Below are 17,783 nucleotides of genomic sequence, written 5' to 3' on the forward strand. Positions count from 1 at the left end.
CACTCCGCAAAAACTGTGCATCTTGTCAACTACTTTTACTGGACTGCCTCTCTAGAAGAAGAGTAATAGTGTAGGGGCGAATAAAGTTTTCATCGCGATCGTCGTAACCGACATCGCTACAGACATAACCAATGTCGCTACCGTTGCAGCTTTGAGCTGTAGTAGCTTTTTATAGCAGTTGAAATATAGTTTAGAACATAAACTGATCGTAAAACGCCGACATCAAGACACTTGCAAGTCTGTTGCCTATTGCCTGTTCCCTGCTATAAATTCAATTTAACTATGAAATATCACAGTCAGTAGAGGCAGGAACGCCAACAGAAAGCCATGCCAGGATTGTAATTGAGCTTCTGGGGTTGGTTCTGGTGGTGCTAATAGAGCTTCTACTCTTTGTTCTAAGCGATCTGCACCAGAGGAACCCAATGCAGCACAGCAAATTTCTGATAAAACTGGGCTGCTACTAACTACTAATAAAAGTGATTCTGCTAGCACCAGAGGGTCTACCTGCAATGCAGCATAACCGTCAGCACGGAGTTCGCGCAAAGCTAACAGTTCTTCCCACAAAGGCTCTGTATTCGGCAACCATGCAGTGCAAGAACGCACCCAACCCAGCCAGAAAAACCAGAACGTATCCCTATAATAGTGATGCCCTTGCTCATGGGCTAAGACGCTTTCTAAATGAGCCGGTGAGAGAGTTTGTACTAATCCTTGGCTAACCACTAGTTCTGGTTGCCAAAAACCGATTTGACCTGCAAACAACGCGCCTGTTTGCAGCAGTCTGGCTCGTCTATCGCCAACATTCACTAAAGGACAGTTACGGGCAGATTCTACAGACTGCCAACCCTGGAAGGCAAGTTTAATACATGAAATGGCAAAAAATGCCAAATAAATTAATGCTAGTAAATAGCTAATTGAGCCTGTATACATGCCGCCCATTTGCCCTTGAGGCCCCATGAACAGCACAGCGATCGCAGTCATGAAAATTAACAAGGGCGGGAAGAGAAACAAAAATAGCGATCGCTGCCACCGCCGACTCCAACTGCCTTGATGTTGATTCCAAGAGGATCTTAACCACCAGGCAACTGCCAAAGCATTCAAAATCATTATTAGATGCATCATTTTTCCTCCCTGGCCTGGCGTGCAGATTGAATGCGTTTGGCGATCGCTGCTATTTGCTCACTAGCTGCTTCATCTAGACTATCGGCAAAGGCAGCAACAACATCGGGGTTCCCAACTGCCAAAAATCGCTGTAACTGCTCGTGAGCTTTGATAACATCTGATTGCTGCTTACTCAGCATTGGTCGCCAGTAGAATGCCCGCTCTTTTTTATCGCAGGCTAGCCAACCTTTATCAGTGAGGCGACGTAAAACTGTGGTGACAGAAGTATACGCTAATTCGCGGTTGGGATCGGCGAGGATGCGATCGTGTACATCCTTCACTGTGACTGAACCAAGTTCCCAGATGATATTTAAAATTTCCGCTTCTAACGGGCCTACAGATAGTTGTTTGGGGCGGTAGTCGGGTAAAGGTGCCATAGCGATTTTCGATTTGGGATGAGCAAAGTGGAGGTAAAAGTTTTAGTTTTTCTTTGGCAAGTTGAGTCAGGATGCGTAGTGGTGCTAACTTAGAATGCCAAATACAGCTTTAGAAAGTCTGTTCTTGTTTTAGATTACAGGATAATGCAGCAAATCTGAAAGTCTTAAAGCATAAAAATGGACTTTTTGAGTATTTTTGTATTGAATGGGTTACATCGTGCATTTTGATGCTAAAAAATACTTTGCAAATAATTGTGACTATAGTTAGTGACATCAACTAGGTAGAATGTTATTTGCGACAGTAGTATTAAACTAGGTGTATCCAGCGCGTGAAGCTATTCGTATACCACACTCCTGAATTGACTCCAACGGGTAAAGCGCCAGAATGTGCGATCGCAGTCGATGTCTTGCGAGCCACTAGCACAATAGCGACAGTTCTGGCAGCTGGAGGCGAAGCTGTACAAGTATTCAGCGATTTAGATCAGTTAATTGAAGTTAGCGAAAAATGGCCTTCTGAAAAACGTCTGCGGGCTGGAGAACGCGGTGGCGCGAAAGTAGCTGGCTTTGAGTTGGGTAACTCTCCCCTCGACTGCACACCAGAATTAGTGCAAGGGCGTCGCTTGTTTATCAGTACCACCAATGGCACTCGTGCCTTACAACGGGTACAAGATTCGCCAAATCTATTAGCAGCAGCCTTGATTAACCGGGCGGCGGTGGTGCGATTTCTCCTAGAGTTGCAACCAGAAACAGTGTGGATTGTCGGTTCTGGTTGGGAAGGTAGTTTTTCTTTAGAAGATACAGTTTGTGCAGGTGCGATCGCTCATAGTCTGCTACAACAAACTACGTTGTCACCAGAAGAACTCGCTGGTAATGATGAAGTAATAAGTGCGATCGCTCTTTACTCTCAATGGCAAGATAACTTATTGGGATTACTTCACCAAGCTAGTCACGGCCAACGATTGTTGCGTCTTGACTGCCATGAAGATTTAAAATATTGTTCCCAAACTGATATTTTAGATGTCTTGCCCATACAACAAGAGACGGGAGTTTTGAAAAGTCAAAAAGGATAGGCAATAGGCAATAGGCAATAGGCAATAGGCAATAGGGGAGAAATTTAATTAACAATGTTTTATGCCCTATTGCCCGATTTTCAGATTCTTAAGCATTTGCCGGAGTCTTTGTCGCCAATGGGGGGGATAAGTCCCGACAAGTGCTGAAATTTTTCCACAAGCAAGGACGGAATAAGCAGGGCGACGGGCTGATGTGGGATATTCGGCAGTTGTAATTGGGACAATACGTTCAATTTTCAAAGGGAAGCCTAGCTGTTGGGCTTCTTCAAAAATGGCAACGGCAAAGTCATACCAGCTAGCAACACCGCTATTAGTGTAGTGATAAGTGCCGCTAATTTCTAGGGTTAACTGGGGAATCATCTGGGCTATAACTGCGCCTATATCTTGTGCCCAAGTTGGGCTACCAATTTGATCGGCGATGACACGGAGTTCTTGGCGTTCTGAACCTAGTCGCAGCATGGTTTTGACAAAATTACTTTTGCCAAAGGTTCCATAAACCCAAGCGGTACGAAGGATGAGGTGATGGTTGCAAGTTTCCCGAATAGCTTCTTCTCCAGCGAGTTTGGTTTTACCATAAATACTCAAGGGATTAGTCACATCGGTTTCTTGGTAAGGGCTACACCCATTGCCATCAAAAACGTAATCGGTCGAAATATGAATTAGAAAAGCTCCTAATTTTTGGCTTTCTTGGGCAATAATTAGCGGTGCAGTAGCATTAATAGCAGTAGCAAGTTCGGGTTCGCTTTCTGCTTTGTCCACAGCAGTATAAGCAGCGGCGTTAATGATGATTTGGGGCTGTTTTGATCTGATAACGTTGCGGAGGGTATCGGGTTGGGCAAGGTCTACTATCGGGCGTTCTACTGAGATAAGATCGCCATAGGATGGGAGTATTTGTTGCAGTTCCTTACCCACTTGACCGTTGCTACCAATCAGCAAAATTGATTGACTCATCCTAATTAGTTCTCAAAGCTAAGGCAATCATCAAGCTTAATCAAATATTTCAGCAGTTCTCAAAGATTTACCGGCTTGGTCTTTAGCTGATAAAATCGGTGGCGCACTCAGAGGCCAATCTATAGCTAAATCTGGATCGTTCCATAGAATTGTGCGATCGCTTTGGGGCGCGTAGTAATCTGTAGTTTTGTAGAGAACTTCAGCTATTTCTGAAAGCACGAGAAAGCCGTGAGCAAAGCCTGATGGTATCCACAGTAGCCGCTTGTTCTCAGCACTGAGTTCAGAACCTACCCATTTACCAAATGTAGGAGAGCTTTTTCTAATATCTATGGCTACGTCAAAGATAGTACCAACAACAACACGGATGAGTTTACCTTGGGGTTGTTGGATTTGGTAGTGTAGCCCACGCAGAACGTTTTGCTTAGAGCAAGAGTGGTTATCTTGGACAAAATTTGCAATAATACCTGTCTCTTGGGCAAATTTTCGATGGTTGTAGGCTTCAAAAAAGAACCCGCGATCGTCTGCAAATACTTGAGGTTCAAATTGTAGAACTTCGGGAATTCTGGTATATACAATGCTCATTAATATTATAAGTAACGTGCCACAGTTTTAATTGTGGGAGTAATTTAACACTTGTATTTTACAGGTATCAGAATAATAATTTTGACTGTGGTTTTTCCGTTTTTAACAAGTAAATCACGTTAATTCAATTTGACAGTCATCGCCAATAAGAAATCGCAAGGCTTTGGGGCGACGGGGTGCAAGACTCAATTGTGCCCTTTGTCCAATCACACTATCAATAATGCGCTGATGGATTCCGGCAATTTTAGCACTTTCTAAAATAACACTGTGTTCTAAATCGGTATCAATGAGTGTGACATTGTTAGCGATGCTACTATAAGGCCCAATAAAGCAGTTTTCTAAATGACAATTGCTACCAATCACCACTGGCCCCCGAATTGTGCAGTTAATTACTTTAGATTTTGCACCGATTTGGACTCGTCCAATAATCTGACTTTGGGCATCGATTTCGCCTGCAACTGATGCTGTCAGATAGGTATCGAGAATCAATCGGTTAGCTTCTAATAAGTCATCTTTCTTACCAGTATCTAACCACCAACCTTTGAGATTGTATGCTAAAACTTGCTTTTGCTGATTAATGAGGTATTGAATAGCATCAGTGATTTCTAGTTCGCCTCTGGCGGAAGGTTGGATATTTGCGATCGCATCAAAGATGAGGTGAGAAAAGAAATAAACTCCTACCAATGCCAGATTTGAAGGAGGAACTTTGGGTTTTTCAATTAGCTGTAATACTCGTCCTGTCTCATCTACCTGAGCCACACCAAAGGCGCTAGGGTTGGCAACCGAACGCAATAGAATCAGAGCATCTGGCTGTTGCTGACTAAATTGTTGCAAAAAGTAATGTAACTCCCCTAGTTGAATGAGGTTATCGCCCAAGTACATGACAAAGGGAGAATCACCTAAAAAGGGACGGGCGATTTGGACTGCGTGAGCAAGTCCAAGTGGCTGGTCTTGTATGATGTATGTGATGTTCGCTCCAAAGTGTTCTCCATTTCCGGTTTTTCCTTGGACTTCTGCCCCCGTTTCCGGGCTGATGATGATACCAATATCAGTAATACCAGCAGCGACCATTTCTTCAATGCCGTACCATAAAACAGGTTTATTCGCAACTGGTACGAGTTGTTTTGCCCCACTATAAGTGAGAGGACGTAGACGTGTACCTTTCCCGCCTGAGAGAATTAGTGCTTTCATAAGGATTGAGGATTAGTTATAAGTCATTAGTCAAGATAATCTGAAAAATTGACAAAATCCAAAATCCTTACATCTAAATTCTGGCGTTAGGTTATCTTTTACAGGTAGCGGGATAAAACTTCGCTGGTTGCTTTTCCTGTTTTTTCCCAACTGAATTGTTGAGAGTGAGTAATACCTTGGCTAGAAAGGCGCGATCGCAATTCTGAATTAGTGGCGATCGCCTGCATTGCCTCTGTAATTTCTCCGGTGTTGTAGGGATTGATCAGAATTGCTGCATCGCCAGCCACTTCAGGTAAAGAGGAGAGATTGGAGGTAATCACGGGAGTACCACAAGCCATCGCTTCTAGAACAGGTAAACCAAAACCTTCCCAGAGACTGGGGAAAACCAGAGCGATCGCTTCATTGATGATTTTTGGCAATTCGCTATACGGTACATAGTCAAGGAACTTCACTTGATTAGTTATACCTAGTTCTGCAACTTGCGCTGTTAAAGTTGGAGTGTAACGCGAATCACTTGGCCCTACTAACCATAGTTCGTAGTCCTTGCAATTAGGTAACGCAGCAAAAGCACTGATGAGCCGCTGGATGTTTTTGTATGGGTCTTGGCGACCAACGTAGAGAAAGTAGTTGCGGGTAGGTAGATTAAGAGGGTAAAAGTGAGTGCGATCGTGCGCTAAAGGAATCGGAGTAATTTTACTAGCGGGAATTTGGTAAAAATCAGTAATGTCTTTAGCCGTAGTTTGAGATATGCAAATAATATGTTGTGCTTGATTAAAAACTTGGGGCGTATAGTAGCGGTGGTAGGCTGTGAGTGGTGAGGAGCCTTTAGCAAAACGCAACGGTATCAGATCAAAAGATGTGACGACAAAACGACAACTACTATAAAGGGGCGCTTCCGGTAACGGGGAGAATAAAAGACTCGATTTCAGGTTTTTATATATTTGTGGTAGTTGAAATTGTGTCCAAATCAGGCGGTTAAAATGACCTTTCGTGCCGTGATCTGGTGTTAAGTTTGACGGGATTGGATAGCAGGCAAAATCGGGATATTTTTGCGCTACTAATAGAGTGGGTTGCAAAGATTTTAAATAAGGAAAAAGGTTTTGAGCATAGTTGCCTATACCCGTTGGTTGAGGCAAGAGAATAGATAAGTTAATAATTAATTGATTAGAGGAAACATTATCTACTATATTCATTTAGTATTTTTTTATTTGCCTATAATACTTATAAAACACTTATTTTTTATACAAATTCTTAAAAATTAGATACAAAATACTACGGAAACTTAAAAATCCTAGCTTCTTACGTAGCTTTTCTGATAATCATACCAAAGGATGTGGAAGCGAAGCGATCAATTAATAGTTTTAAATGTGCTTCTTGTGGTATATCATGAACTTGACTATAGTATGGAGGAATATCAATAAATTTATCTAACACACAAGAACCAATATTGAAATCTAGGGGTGCTACTTGATGTCCTGCCCCAGTTAGTTTTTTAGCAATTTGTTCAAAATCTTTTTTTCTAAAAAGTACTGTCCCTTTGTTGTCAATAGTTTCTTCTTCTTCTAAATAATTAAATTCTGTCGTCTGTATACTTATTCCTCCAGGGACTAGAGTTTTTAAAGAATTTTCGATAAATAGAAGTCCATTTTTAATGCTACCTAGATGTTCTAATGCACAAGCAGACCAGCAGAAATCATATTCACCTTCTAGGTAAGCAGGAATGGCATTCATATCAACATACATTAGACTCACATTTTTAGTAAATAGTTCTTTTGTACATAACTCAGGACGGAATATCTTTTCTAAAGAAGACATATTTTGTTTAGTTTCTATCCACCCCCGTGCAGCTGATGCTGTTGGATCTAAATCTGTAGCCGTAATCGCAATATCATAAGCAGCAAGAATACTTGGCAGAGGTTCTTCACCACAACCAAAACCTAAACCTTTACGTCCAGGAGTAAGTAAATCGTATTCATATAGTGCTTGTAAAATATAGCAAAATTCCCACAATTTTCGATGGTATGCTACAGGAATTTTCATCTCCTGACACCAGTAGAAAAACCAATGTGATTCAATATCATTTTGTTGACAAGCTTTAGATTGCAAATTTATTTTTTGCGGTGATAAATTACTAGGTATTGTTAATTGTTCGCGTAAAGTACGAGCATATTCATAGCCGAAAGTTTTAATGTTCAAGCTTATAACATCTGCTTTTTTCCATAATCTTAATAGATTCAATATAGCTTTTTTGGTTTGTGATATTTTATCTAACATAATTAATTTTTTACTTACTTTTTAGTTTTTTATATAAAGCTTAATTGCTTAATTTTGGTATTTTCCCATAATTATTACTGACAATAAATAGGTTTATAGCAGTTTATGTAACAAATAATAGGTGAATAGCTTAATTTTGTAAATCGGGGTTTAATCTTAATTTTATTGAAATTTCATAGCATTAATACTCAGAAATTAACTACGAAGTTAATAATGTCAGTTTTATAGATTGCAGATTTGTAATAATATTTAAAGCGTAGGTTGTTGTATCTGTGAGTCTCTTAGGCAAAACACATAGATTAACCAACAAATTTTTAAGCTTTAATTTAAACTGAATTTAATAATACAAACAAGAGAGGAACTCCTCAGCAGATTCTTGCCATGAGAATGGTATATACTCATTTCTGACGCGATCTACTAAACTATTGTAGTAAATCTCTGAATCAAGTAGCTCTTTTAAAGCCTCATACAGTTCTGTTGGTTGGGTAGGAGAGAAATATCTACAAAAATCACCTCCGACTTCAGGCAAAGAGCCACCATTGCTAGCAATTACAGGTTTACAGTGTTGTAGTGCTTCCACCACAGGTAATCCAAATCCTTCATAAAAGGAGGCTTGAACTAAACAGTAACAATTTTGATAGAGAAAATCTAGTTGAGCATCGGTCACTGAACCTAATATTTGTATGAGCTTGCCATACATTTTATTAGATTCTATCAAGTTATCAGTTTCTGAGTCCCAACCTTTATTACCTGCAAAAATTAAATATATATCATCATGAATAGAATTTATCAATAAATCAAAAGCTGCAATGATAGTTTTGATATTTTTATGAGGCACTAAACTTCCAACTACTAAAATATATTTTTTATTGAGTAATTTCTGCAAATTTTCATTAAGGCTATTATTTTGTTTACTTAGCAGCAAATCATGTTTATGATAGTTACCGCCCAAACGAAAGCTTTGAACAATTTGTGAATTATTATTAGCTAATATTCCTTGGTTAATAGCATTACTATAATCTTCAGCACTCTTTTTAGAGATACATAATACTTTATCGAATAATATAGAATAATCGCTGTAGAATTTTGTAAAAGCTTTAGTAAATCTCTTAGAGGAAAACTCTGGAAATTTTATTGGAATGAGGTCATAACATATTACTACAATGGTAACTTTATGCCTTTTTAAAAGTTGTAGAAATCGGTAGTAAGTTTTAGGTAGATCCCAATTAGCATCAGCTATGACATAAATATCTTCTGGCTGGACTATAGAACCTTCAAATTCAAGGAAAGCTTTTTCGTTTCCTAAAATTGAATCAAATAAATCAAGTAAGTTTAATACATACAAAAAATTTATAAATTTATTTTTCAGCTTCACAAGTAGAGCTTGAAGTTTTATATTTATTTTATTTGTGTCGACATATTTGTTAATCTTAGTAAAATTGTCATCTTGCTGTTGATTAAGATTAGTCACCCTCCGCATAAAACTACCATCAAACATAACCGCTACTACTTCTATATCTGTGCAGTTTGAGCTTATTTGCAATAATTCAGAAGTTAGCTCTCGAACTACTCGATGAATTCCAGTATTTTTATATGTATGTTTTGCAGTGTGAGTACAATCTATAAATATTTTCATCTTAAAATCCACTTGAAACTATTTTTATTGCAAATTTTTAATATTTTTTTGCTTAAAAAACTTACCTAAGAAAATCCATAACTAAAAAACTCAGTAGTTCAATTCTTAGGTAAACTATTTTAATTTTCTTATAGCCTCAAGTTAATGGTTATTTATAATTAATAAACTAAACCAGCTACCTGCTTAATTTCTTAAGGTCATAATCAACCATTAACTCGACTAATTTATTAAAAGAGTATTGAGGCTGCCAACCTATTCCAGTTTTAATTTTATCAATGCAGCCAACTAACTGCACTGGTTCATCAGGGCGATAAAAAGCGGGGTCTACTGAAACATAATCTTGCCAATTAAGCCCAACACAACCAAAGGCACACTCAACAAGTTCTTTAACAGAGTAGGTTTCACCACTGGCGATGATGTAATCATCGGGTTGCTCTTGCTGTAACATTAGCCACATAGCGTAAACAGCATCTTTGGCGTAGCACCAGTCACGGCGAGCTTCTAGGTTGCCTAATTTCAGTTCATTTGCTAAACCAAGTTTGATTTGAGCTACAGTATGGGTAATTTTACGAAATACAAATTCTGTGCCACGCCGAGGTGATTCGTGGGTGTAAGTGATACCGCAACAAGTATAAAGATTGTATTTTTGCCGATAGTTGATAGTCATCCAGTGAGCATAAGCTTTCGCAACACCATAAGGGTTACGGGGGCGGAAAGCAGTACGTTCGGTTTGGGGTGATTCGTCAGGTTGACCAAAAACTTCACTACTGGAGGCTTGATAGAACCTAGCATCTGGTTTACAGCGACGGATAGATTCTAGTAAGCGGGAGACACCAAGTGCTGTGTATTCAGCAGTGAGAGCTGGCTGTGTCCAAGAAATGGGGACATAGCTTTGTGAGGCAAGATTATAAATTTCGTCAGGTTGAGCTTCAGCAATTACATCCATTAAGGAAGATTGATCTAGAAGATCACCAGATAGGATTTGAATGTTATTAGAAAAATGATTGATGCGGTCAAGATTGCTGGAACTTGAGCGACGGACTAAACCGAATACTTCATAATCTTTCTCTAGCAATAGTTCAGCAAGATAAGAGCCGTCTTGCCCAGTTAAACCTGTGATCAGCGCTTTCTTTGTTGTCATACTCCCTTTTTCTATTTCTATATCTGTAAAAACATACTATATTACTTCTTTTAACCTGATGAGAGCTGTAGTACCCTTGGCTTAATACCGATCAGAACCGGAGATACTCCCAAGGATAAAACGCGGAATTCAAGTATAGATGATATGTCTATACTGAATTGCAGTTTTGTTTTTTCTTGATTTAAAATATGTCGTAGCCTAACTTCCTTTTTTGCTAAGACTTCTATCCCAGAATTAGCAGCGATATCTGCGATCGCTACAACTAAATCTAAATTACTTTTGTCTATTTTCTTATTTGGGGTAAATATTTCAAATTCAACTAAATATTTACCTTTATCATAAGAATCATAAGGTCCAAAGATTGCAAATCCTTGCCCCTCATCTGGATTCGTAATAACATAATAGTTTTGCTTTCTTTCAACAATTGAACCAATCCCATGAAAAATCACCTCATTTTTAATTCTTTGGTTCTCTACATATAACTCTTGCATTCGCTTATATAGAGTACTATCTGTACGATTTATTTCTTTGGACTTTTGGGCTGTTAACCACCAAACAAAGCAATTGTCCGGTTTTTTATTAATTGCCTTTTGAATATCTTCTTCATTCAGATTTATTTCTAAACAAGGCTCAATATATCTACCAAATAAACTAGGTGGAATTCCTAACAAATCTTTTGGAATAAAACCATATGAATCTTGAATTTCAAAACCTGAGATTGGCAAAAGTTCACATATTTGTTCAAAAGTTAGTTCATGTATGTGTTCTGGCTGCTTCCATCCATATCTATTAGTAACGTTATAATTAGGACTATCAAGTACAAAAATACCATTGGGTTTCAGTACTCTGTTAACTTCTAATAAAAAACTTACCTGTGATTCCCAAGATATATGTTCAATAAATTGACCAGCAAATACTAAGTCAAAACTTTGCGACTCTATTAAGCTTAGATCATCTCCGTCATGTTGAATCCAAGTTACATTATTTGGTAAATCTAACGGTTTTGGATTTAAATCTATGCCAGTATGATTTTCAATAGAGTAAGGATAAAATTTATCGAACCACTCGAAGTACCAATTCCCAGCACATCCAATACTTAATATTTTTTTAGCTTTTGGTATCTTTGCAAGGCAAATAGAGCGACATGTGTGTAAAAAATCATTAAAGTTCAGTTCTTTTTGCAGATGAGGTTGTGTTGGTATAAGAGTATTATTGAGATTAAAATTTTCAACTACTTTTTGTACTTCTACTTTTTCTTCTTCCTTATAGGAGTTATCAATAGCTCTAGCGAAATTAGTAAACACTTTTTTGGATATATTAGGTGCAAGTTTAGCTAATTCGCGCCCTACATAGTCAGCAAGCTTTTTGCTTTTTGCTTGAGGTGAACAAAGTACTCTCTGAATAAATTCAGAATATAGATTAGCACATCTTTCTGGTGAATGTTCCTCGGCAATATACTTATATGCATTTTGGCTCAGAGAATTTCTATAGTCTGAGTTCTGAGTTAGCAAAATCAGAGCTTTCAATATCTCTTCTACTTCATCGCTTTGCCCAGGCTGGGGTATTTTTAACACCACATCATTGGAAAAATCAGAGAAGGAACCGATATCTGTAACAATAGTAGGCTTACCAACAGACAAAATTCGCAGAAGTGATGCAGAGCTTTCTCCGTTGAAAGGAAATCTTAAATTGAGGCATATATCTGATACTTCTATATAACGGTAAAATTCCAGCATACTGGTATAGCCAGTAATTTTTACTTGACCTTGTAAACTTAATTTTATAATTTCATCTTCTATATTAATTGTACCAAGGTAATCAGTACCACCCACAAATATTAAGTAAGCACTAGGTTGCTCTACAAGGTACTTCTTAAAAGCCTGAAGAATTTGTACCGGGCGTTTAGTACTACTGATAAAGCCAAAAGTTGATATTATAAATTTGTTGTTCGGAATACCTAACTCTTGACGCTCATCTCTAATAGATTTTTTACTGAAAGTAAACTTGGGTACTAGCTGTGGTATGTGAACAATACAGGCATTGTCATTAGTAAAATCTTTAGTGGCACAGTTGTAAGCCCATTTACTGTGTAATATAACTCCTAGAGAACGTGTAAAAACTCTTCTATTTACATAAATAGCTGCTTGAGATAACTTCTCGTGAACATTCAACTCTCCTGTTTTCAAGAGTTGTAATATTTCTAGCGTTCTATCTTTCCCATAATTGTGTTCTAATTCGTGATAAAATTTAACACCAAGTTCTGGGCAACGAGCTTCCAGATAATTAATTAGGCCTCCCAAATAATAGTCATGTAACACAGATATTCCAGAATATCTCATTAATTGGGAGTACATATAAGAATGGTAACTACTGTTTCCTATCTGGTAAATAATACATTCATGTGCTTGAGATTTTAATCTTTCTTCAAATTTACTATGAGAAAATAAGTTATTATTGATCTTAATATCGGGCAAATAACTATCATCATGGTACAACTCAAGGTTAATATGTTGCCCCAAGTATGGCAATAAATCCTGAGTATAGTCTGCTATACCAGATTTAGCTGGTGGAAATGGGCTAAAAAAAGCTATTTGTGGCTTTTGATTAACTGTCGTAACTCTATTAAATGTTATAGATACTTTATTTAGTGGCTCATGCTCTTGGAACACGTCTAATATATTTTTAGCGACAGATTCCCAAGAAAACTTCGCTGATTGCTGAAGAGCATCCTCTGAATTCTTTTTTCTAAAGCTCTCATCAGATAAAACTTTTTGCATGATCCTAGTCATATCATAAGGCGAGTAGGGATCAAACAACAATTCATCAGAACCTAAAATCTCTGGCAAAGATGAGTTATTACTTGCAATAGCTGGTGCGCCACATGAAATAGCCTCAAGTAGTGGTAAACCAAAGCCTTCATAAAAAGAAGGAAAAACAAATAGAGAACAGGTTGAGTATAAAGCTCTTAGTTCTTGATCTGTAACATAATTTGTTAATATTATAGATTTCTTAATTTCTAATTTTGATGCTAAACTATTTATTTCTTTACTAAAATTTTCAGAAACTTTACAAGCAACCACTAACTGGTAGCATTCCTGTAAACTCTTTGGTAACTTAGAAAAAGCGATAATTAACCCTTCAATATTCTTTCGCCAATCTTCACCTCCCGTATAAAGTATAAACTTCTTGTAAATACCAAATTTCCTTGCAAGAGTTTCGAGCCAAGCTTGCTGTTCATGAGCGTAAATTGGAGTAAAAAAAGGAGAGACACCACCTGAAACGTTTAAAACTCTTTCAGGGGATATGTCAAGGTATTTAATTACATCTTGACGAGTAGATTCGGAAATGGCAAATATAAAATCAGCATTTTGTATATTTTTTAAGCGCTTCATGTAGAGTGAACGCATATTCTGGTCATTTAAGTATCTATTAGAAAATATAAGGGGGATTAAATCATAGCAAATAACAAAAACTTTTTTAGGAAAATTACTATAGTCAGGTATTGTGCATTCTAAACCCTCCATAGGGCTAGGTATAAATATTATGTCAGCATCTGCTGCCATGAAAACACTTTTTAACAGCAGATCATTGATGTCACAACTCCCACTGTATGGGTAATCCACAGAATTATATGGAAAGTAATTCTTATCTATATCTGGGGCTTGTATAGTATTGTTAGTATATAATTGGTAGTTGAGCGTATTTTTCTGTCTAAATAGAGCTTCTATTACAGATTGTGTATAACGGCCAATACCTCTACTTCTAGAATTATTTGTTTGCAGAGCTTGAATATCAATGGCTATGTTCATGTTATGTCTATTCTGATTTTAGTTTTTATACAAGATTTTTTTACACACCAGCATAGCTACCGCACCAGGAAGGTAATTGTTGGGATTATGTTCCTTTTCAGATGCTTCTAATTCGTTTTCAGTAATAGTCCAAGTAAAGTCATCCTTACGTACTCCATAAGATATTTGAACTATCTTGAAATCTTGAATCAGTTCTTGGAGTGATTCTTGATTATATATTCTGTGCACTGGCGTTAAAGCTTTTTTCCCATAGGGAACTGTCAGTATAAAACTACCTTCTGGCTTTAAAAGCAAACTAATCTGTTGTACAGCTTTAATATCATAACTCTCTCCTGGTTCATCTCCATACCATCCCAAGCCAATATGTTCTAGAGTAGATAAAGCAATAACACAATCAAAACTAGCTGGCGGTAATACAGGTTTGCAGATATCAGTTTTAACAAATTTCAAGTTGGGATGAAATAACGCTATGGGGCGAATATCTATTGCTGTAACTGAGTAATTAAGAGTAGCCAACTCATACGAAAGGAGACTTTCAGCAGCACCAACATCCAAAACTGTGATATTGCTTAATTCATGCAAACGGGCAAGGGATTGTAAGACAAAGGTCTTCTCCAATATTCTCTCATTAGTTCCTGCCCAGTAAGCTTCGCCATTTTCGTGATAGCCCACAATTATTGGTTCATTGAACCATAAACCACTAGCAATTTTAGATTCTTCATTAGAAGAGGCTTGTTTTGTTACACTTTTGTCAGCTTGTAGTTCAGCAACAATTTGCTTTATTTTCTGCTCAAGTTGAGGTAGTTGGTCTATTCTCTGCTCAAGTTGAGAAAGCTGTTTTACTCTCTTCTCAAGTTGAGGTAGTTGGTCTATTCTCTGCTCAAGTTGAGAAAGCTGTTCTACTCTCTTCTCAAGTTGAGGTAGTTGATCTATTCTCTGCTCAGGTTGAGAAAGCTGTTCTACTCTCTTCTCAAGTCCAAAAAGCTTTTCGTTTACCTCTCTAACTCTTGTAGAAGATTCATCACTTTTTTGTATTAAATTGTATAAAACTTGCCTAACAGCAGAATTATAATAAATTTGTCTTTTAAAAATAGGCCATGCTATTTTCTTTAAAAGGATTTTTAACCATTTACGAATAGTATTTGTATATATATCATTAAAAAATAATAAATAGTTACCATCAATTTCTGTAACGGAACTATTATTAATTAATTTATTAGGTGTATTTATTGCTTTATTTTGTTCATTTCCAGCAGGATGATAAATCATAAGAGATTCTTGATAAACGTTATGAATACGGTCTAGTATTTTGTCGTAATCCATCTGATTCTCCTGAAATTTATCATTTTTTGGAAAAGAATACATTTTTATTAGCAAATTTTATAAAAAGCTTAAGTAAGTCTCTGCCTAAGTCTATCTAATGATATATTAATCTCATTTATCTAGTTCACAAAATAGTTTCATTTAAGACAGAATTCCTAATGATAAGTCAATCATTAATATTAGGTAGTTTACATTAAGTTAAATTTGATTTATTGAATTTAAATAGTAGTCGGTGGTCTCATCTGCGTCTCCCATAAAACGCACTTTTCCTTTATCTAACCAAATTCCTCGAACACAAGACTGTTTTATAAACTTTAAATCATGAGAAACTACTAATACTGTAGCGTTATGATCCCAAAATTGCTCAATTCTTCGCTTACACTTATTCTTGAAACTTTCATCTCCGACCGACAAGACTTCATCCAATATCAAAATGTCCGGCTGTATATCTGTAGCGATCGCAAACCCTAATCGCGCTACCATACCAGAAGATAATCCCTTCACTGGTACTAATGCATAATCTTCTAACTCTGCAAACTCTAATATTGAAAGCGTTCTTTCCCGCATTTCTGCTCGAGAATATCCTATTAATACCCCATATAGCAGAATATTATCCATTACAGAAATATCTGCGTCAAACCCTGCTCCGAGTTCAATCAATGGAGCAATTTGACCACGCACTCGCACTAAACCACTGGTAGGTTGTAAAATCCCAGAAATTATCTTTAATAGTGTTGATTTACCAGAACCATTTGCCCCGATTATACCTATTTTCTCACCTTTTTCAACAACCAAATCAATTTCATTTAGCACCAGTTTCTTCGCAGGCTGGTGATATTTACCCTCCAAAACAGACAACAGTGTTTTCTTTAGGTCATAAGAAAACTCTTCTTGCGTCCGTCGCCACAGCGAAACTTTATCTAGGCGAATTACTTCCATTTCATTTACAGCAAATCCATAAATTGATGCCGCCACAAGTGAAAACAAACCCATCCTAGTGACAAAATAATTATGCCACTGAGTAAAGCTCCCCAAATTAAAGTTAAATCTGGTAGCGCTCCCGATAGTGTAATCTGACGAATACTTTCAATAATTGGTGATAAAGGATTTAACCCCAAAAAGGCTTTTACTGTTTTTGGAACAATGTCTGGCGGATAAAATACAGGACTACTGATCCAAATTACAAATATAATTAACTCATAAAAATAAGGTAAATCTCTAAAAAATACATATAAAGCACTTACCAAAAAACCAATTCCCGTACAAACTAGAACTAGTGCTAGAAATGGAAATAGCAATGCCAGCACATTTACTAAGCTCTTGGATTTAACGAAAGTTATAACTCCTAACAAAGGCAACACCCCTACGACAAACTGAAATACATTTGCTGCAATCATTGATATAGGAAAAATACTGACTGGCAGACGAATTTTATTCAAAAGTGAACCATTGGCCACTACACTACTCAATGCCTGAAAAGTAGAAGCTGAAAAGAAGTTGATTACTACCAACCCTGTAAACGCTGCTAATACATAATTTGGGATTGAGTTATTGTAATACGACGAAAAGGTTGTCCCAAAAATTGCAGTGTATAGCCCGGTCATAATCAACGGGTTTAAGAGTGACCAATAAACACCCAGGAATGAACCCCGGTAACGCACTTTAAGATTCCGTCCTACCAATACGTGCAGCAATTCCCAGTAGCGCCACACTTGCAACCAAGTTGAATTACTTTTAACCGAAAGCTTCATCCTTCACACCGTTATACGTCACAGCTAAATTACTCGCAAATTTTATACTATTGGTGGCTACTTTACCGCATTACTTTAACAATAAAAACTTTATCTTACAAAGCATTGTTAAACACACAAGTTCCTAGTTACCATTTTTATACTTTTAACCACACCTATCCCGGCAAGACCAATTAATTTATCAATTGGTTCCTAGAATTATCTGTCACAAATCATTAGGCTGTATATATCATGCAATTGCTTGAAAGTCAAGGACACTGCTTTTCAGGATATCTGCTCACGGGATGATCTAAGCGATACTCTATCTAGCTAACTCAAATTATCTGGATCAATTCCTTGTGATCGCAATTACTCTGCTAATTTATCAGCCCTTGGGCGTTCTTGTTGAATGGTTCACTGTCTGAACTAGGATATTCGATATTAGGATTGAATATTTTGATGGTTGTAGTCATGGCTACCTTTTACTAAGCTAATCGGCATTTAAGCTGCATAATATAAATGCAGAGTCGGTTGAAAATAA

Annotated in this window: 14 protein-coding genes; 1 reads left to right on the forward strand and 13 read right to left on the reverse strand. The window is 37.2% G+C overall.

The annotated features are described in order from the left end of the window. Nucleotides 1-276: 276 nt before the first annotated feature. Nucleotides 277-1,116 (reverse strand): M56 family metallopeptidase, encoded by an 840-nt coding sequence (locus tag VB740_RS31065; protein ID WP_323203688.1) that lies wholly within the window; start codon nucleotides 1,114-1,116, stop codon nucleotides 277-279. Continuing rightward, complete coding sequence (locus VB740_RS31070) at nucleotides 1,116-1,535, reverse strand: BlaI/MecI/CopY family transcriptional regulator (RefSeq protein WP_323203676.1); 420 nt, start codon at nucleotides 1,533-1,535, stop codon at nucleotides 1,116-1,118. The genes VB740_RS31065 and VB740_RS31070 overlap by 1 nt, the downstream gene beginning before the upstream one ends. A 329-nt stretch (nucleotides 1,536-1,864) precedes the next feature. Between VB740_RS31070 and VB740_RS31075 the strand changes: the two genes are divergently transcribed. Continuing rightward, a complete protein-coding gene (locus tag VB740_RS31075) occupies nucleotides 1,865-2,605 on the forward strand; it encodes a 2-phosphosulfolactate phosphatase family protein (RefSeq protein ID WP_323203677.1) in 741 nt (246 codons plus the stop codon). A gap of 66 nt (nucleotides 2,606-2,671) precedes the next feature. Here the strand turns inward: VB740_RS31075 and rfbD are convergent, their stop codons facing one another. The 11 genes from rfbD to VB740_RS31130 form a co-directional block, all read right to left on the reverse strand. Then, nucleotides 2,672-3,556, reverse strand: a complete 885-nt coding sequence (gene rfbD, locus VB740_RS31080) for a dTDP-4-dehydrorhamnose reductase (RefSeq protein ID WP_323203678.1) — start codon at nucleotides 3,554-3,556, stop codon at nucleotides 2,672-2,674. Between the two features lie 36 nt (nucleotides 3,557-3,592). Further along, the gene (gene rfbC / locus VB740_RS31085) at nucleotides 3,593-4,138 is read right to left on the reverse strand and encodes a dTDP-4-dehydrorhamnose 3,5-epimerase (RefSeq protein WP_323203679.1); all 546 of its coding nucleotides are present in this window, start codon (nucleotides 4,136-4,138) and stop codon (nucleotides 3,593-3,595) included. A gap of 114 nt (nucleotides 4,139-4,252) precedes the next feature. Continuing rightward, a complete protein-coding gene (locus VB740_RS31090) occupies nucleotides 4,253-5,329 on the reverse strand; it encodes a glucose-1-phosphate thymidylyltransferase (protein ID WP_323203680.1) in 1,077 nt (358 codons plus the stop codon). A gap of 98 nt (nucleotides 5,330-5,427) precedes the next feature. Further along, the gene (locus VB740_RS31095) at nucleotides 5,428-6,522 is read right to left on the reverse strand and encodes a glycosyltransferase family 1 protein (RefSeq protein ID WP_323203681.1); all 1,095 of its coding nucleotides are present in this window, start codon (nucleotides 6,520-6,522) and stop codon (nucleotides 5,428-5,430) included. Between the two features lie 106 nt (nucleotides 6,523-6,628). Beyond that, nucleotides 6,629-7,603 carry a hypothetical protein gene (locus VB740_RS31100; RefSeq protein ID WP_323203682.1) on the reverse strand — a complete coding sequence of 325 codons (975 nt, stop codon included), beginning with the start codon at nucleotides 7,601-7,603 and terminating at the stop codon, nucleotides 6,629-6,631. Between the two features lie 337 nt (nucleotides 7,604-7,940). Then, nucleotides 7,941-9,239 (reverse strand): glycosyltransferase family 1 protein, encoded by a 1,299-nt coding sequence (locus VB740_RS31105; protein WP_323203683.1) that lies wholly within the window; start codon nucleotides 9,237-9,239, stop codon nucleotides 7,941-7,943. A gap of 175 nt (nucleotides 9,240-9,414) precedes the next feature. Next, a complete protein-coding gene (locus VB740_RS31110; protein WP_323203684.1) occupies nucleotides 9,415-10,380 on the reverse strand; it encodes a GDP-mannose 4,6-dehydratase in 966 nt (321 codons plus the stop codon). A gap of 50 nt (nucleotides 10,381-10,430) precedes the next feature. After that, a complete protein-coding gene (locus VB740_RS31115; RefSeq protein WP_323203685.1) occupies nucleotides 10,431-14,189 on the reverse strand; it encodes a glycosyltransferase in 3,759 nt (1,252 codons plus the stop codon). Nucleotides 14,190-14,207: 18 nt separating this feature from the next. After that, on the reverse strand, nucleotides 14,208-15,512 hold the full coding sequence (locus VB740_RS31120; protein WP_323203686.1) for a class I SAM-dependent methyltransferase: 1,305 nt from the start codon (nucleotides 15,510-15,512) through the stop codon (nucleotides 14,208-14,210). 198 nt (nucleotides 15,513-15,710) lie between these two features. Beyond that, nucleotides 15,711-16,451 (reverse strand): ABC transporter ATP-binding protein, encoded by a 741-nt coding sequence (locus VB740_RS31125; RefSeq protein ID WP_323203689.1) that lies wholly within the window; start codon nucleotides 16,449-16,451, stop codon nucleotides 15,711-15,713. Between the two features lie 5 nt (nucleotides 16,452-16,456). Continuing rightward, entirely contained in the window at nucleotides 16,457-17,263 is an 807-nt protein-coding gene (locus VB740_RS31130) for an ABC transporter permease (RefSeq protein ID WP_323203687.1), read from the reverse strand. Nucleotides 17,264-17,783 lie beyond the last annotated feature (520 nt).

The organism is Nostoc sp. UHCC 0251, assembly GCF_034932245.1.
GTDB lineage: Bacteria > Cyanobacteriota > Cyanobacteriia > Cyanobacteriales > Nostocaceae > Nostoc.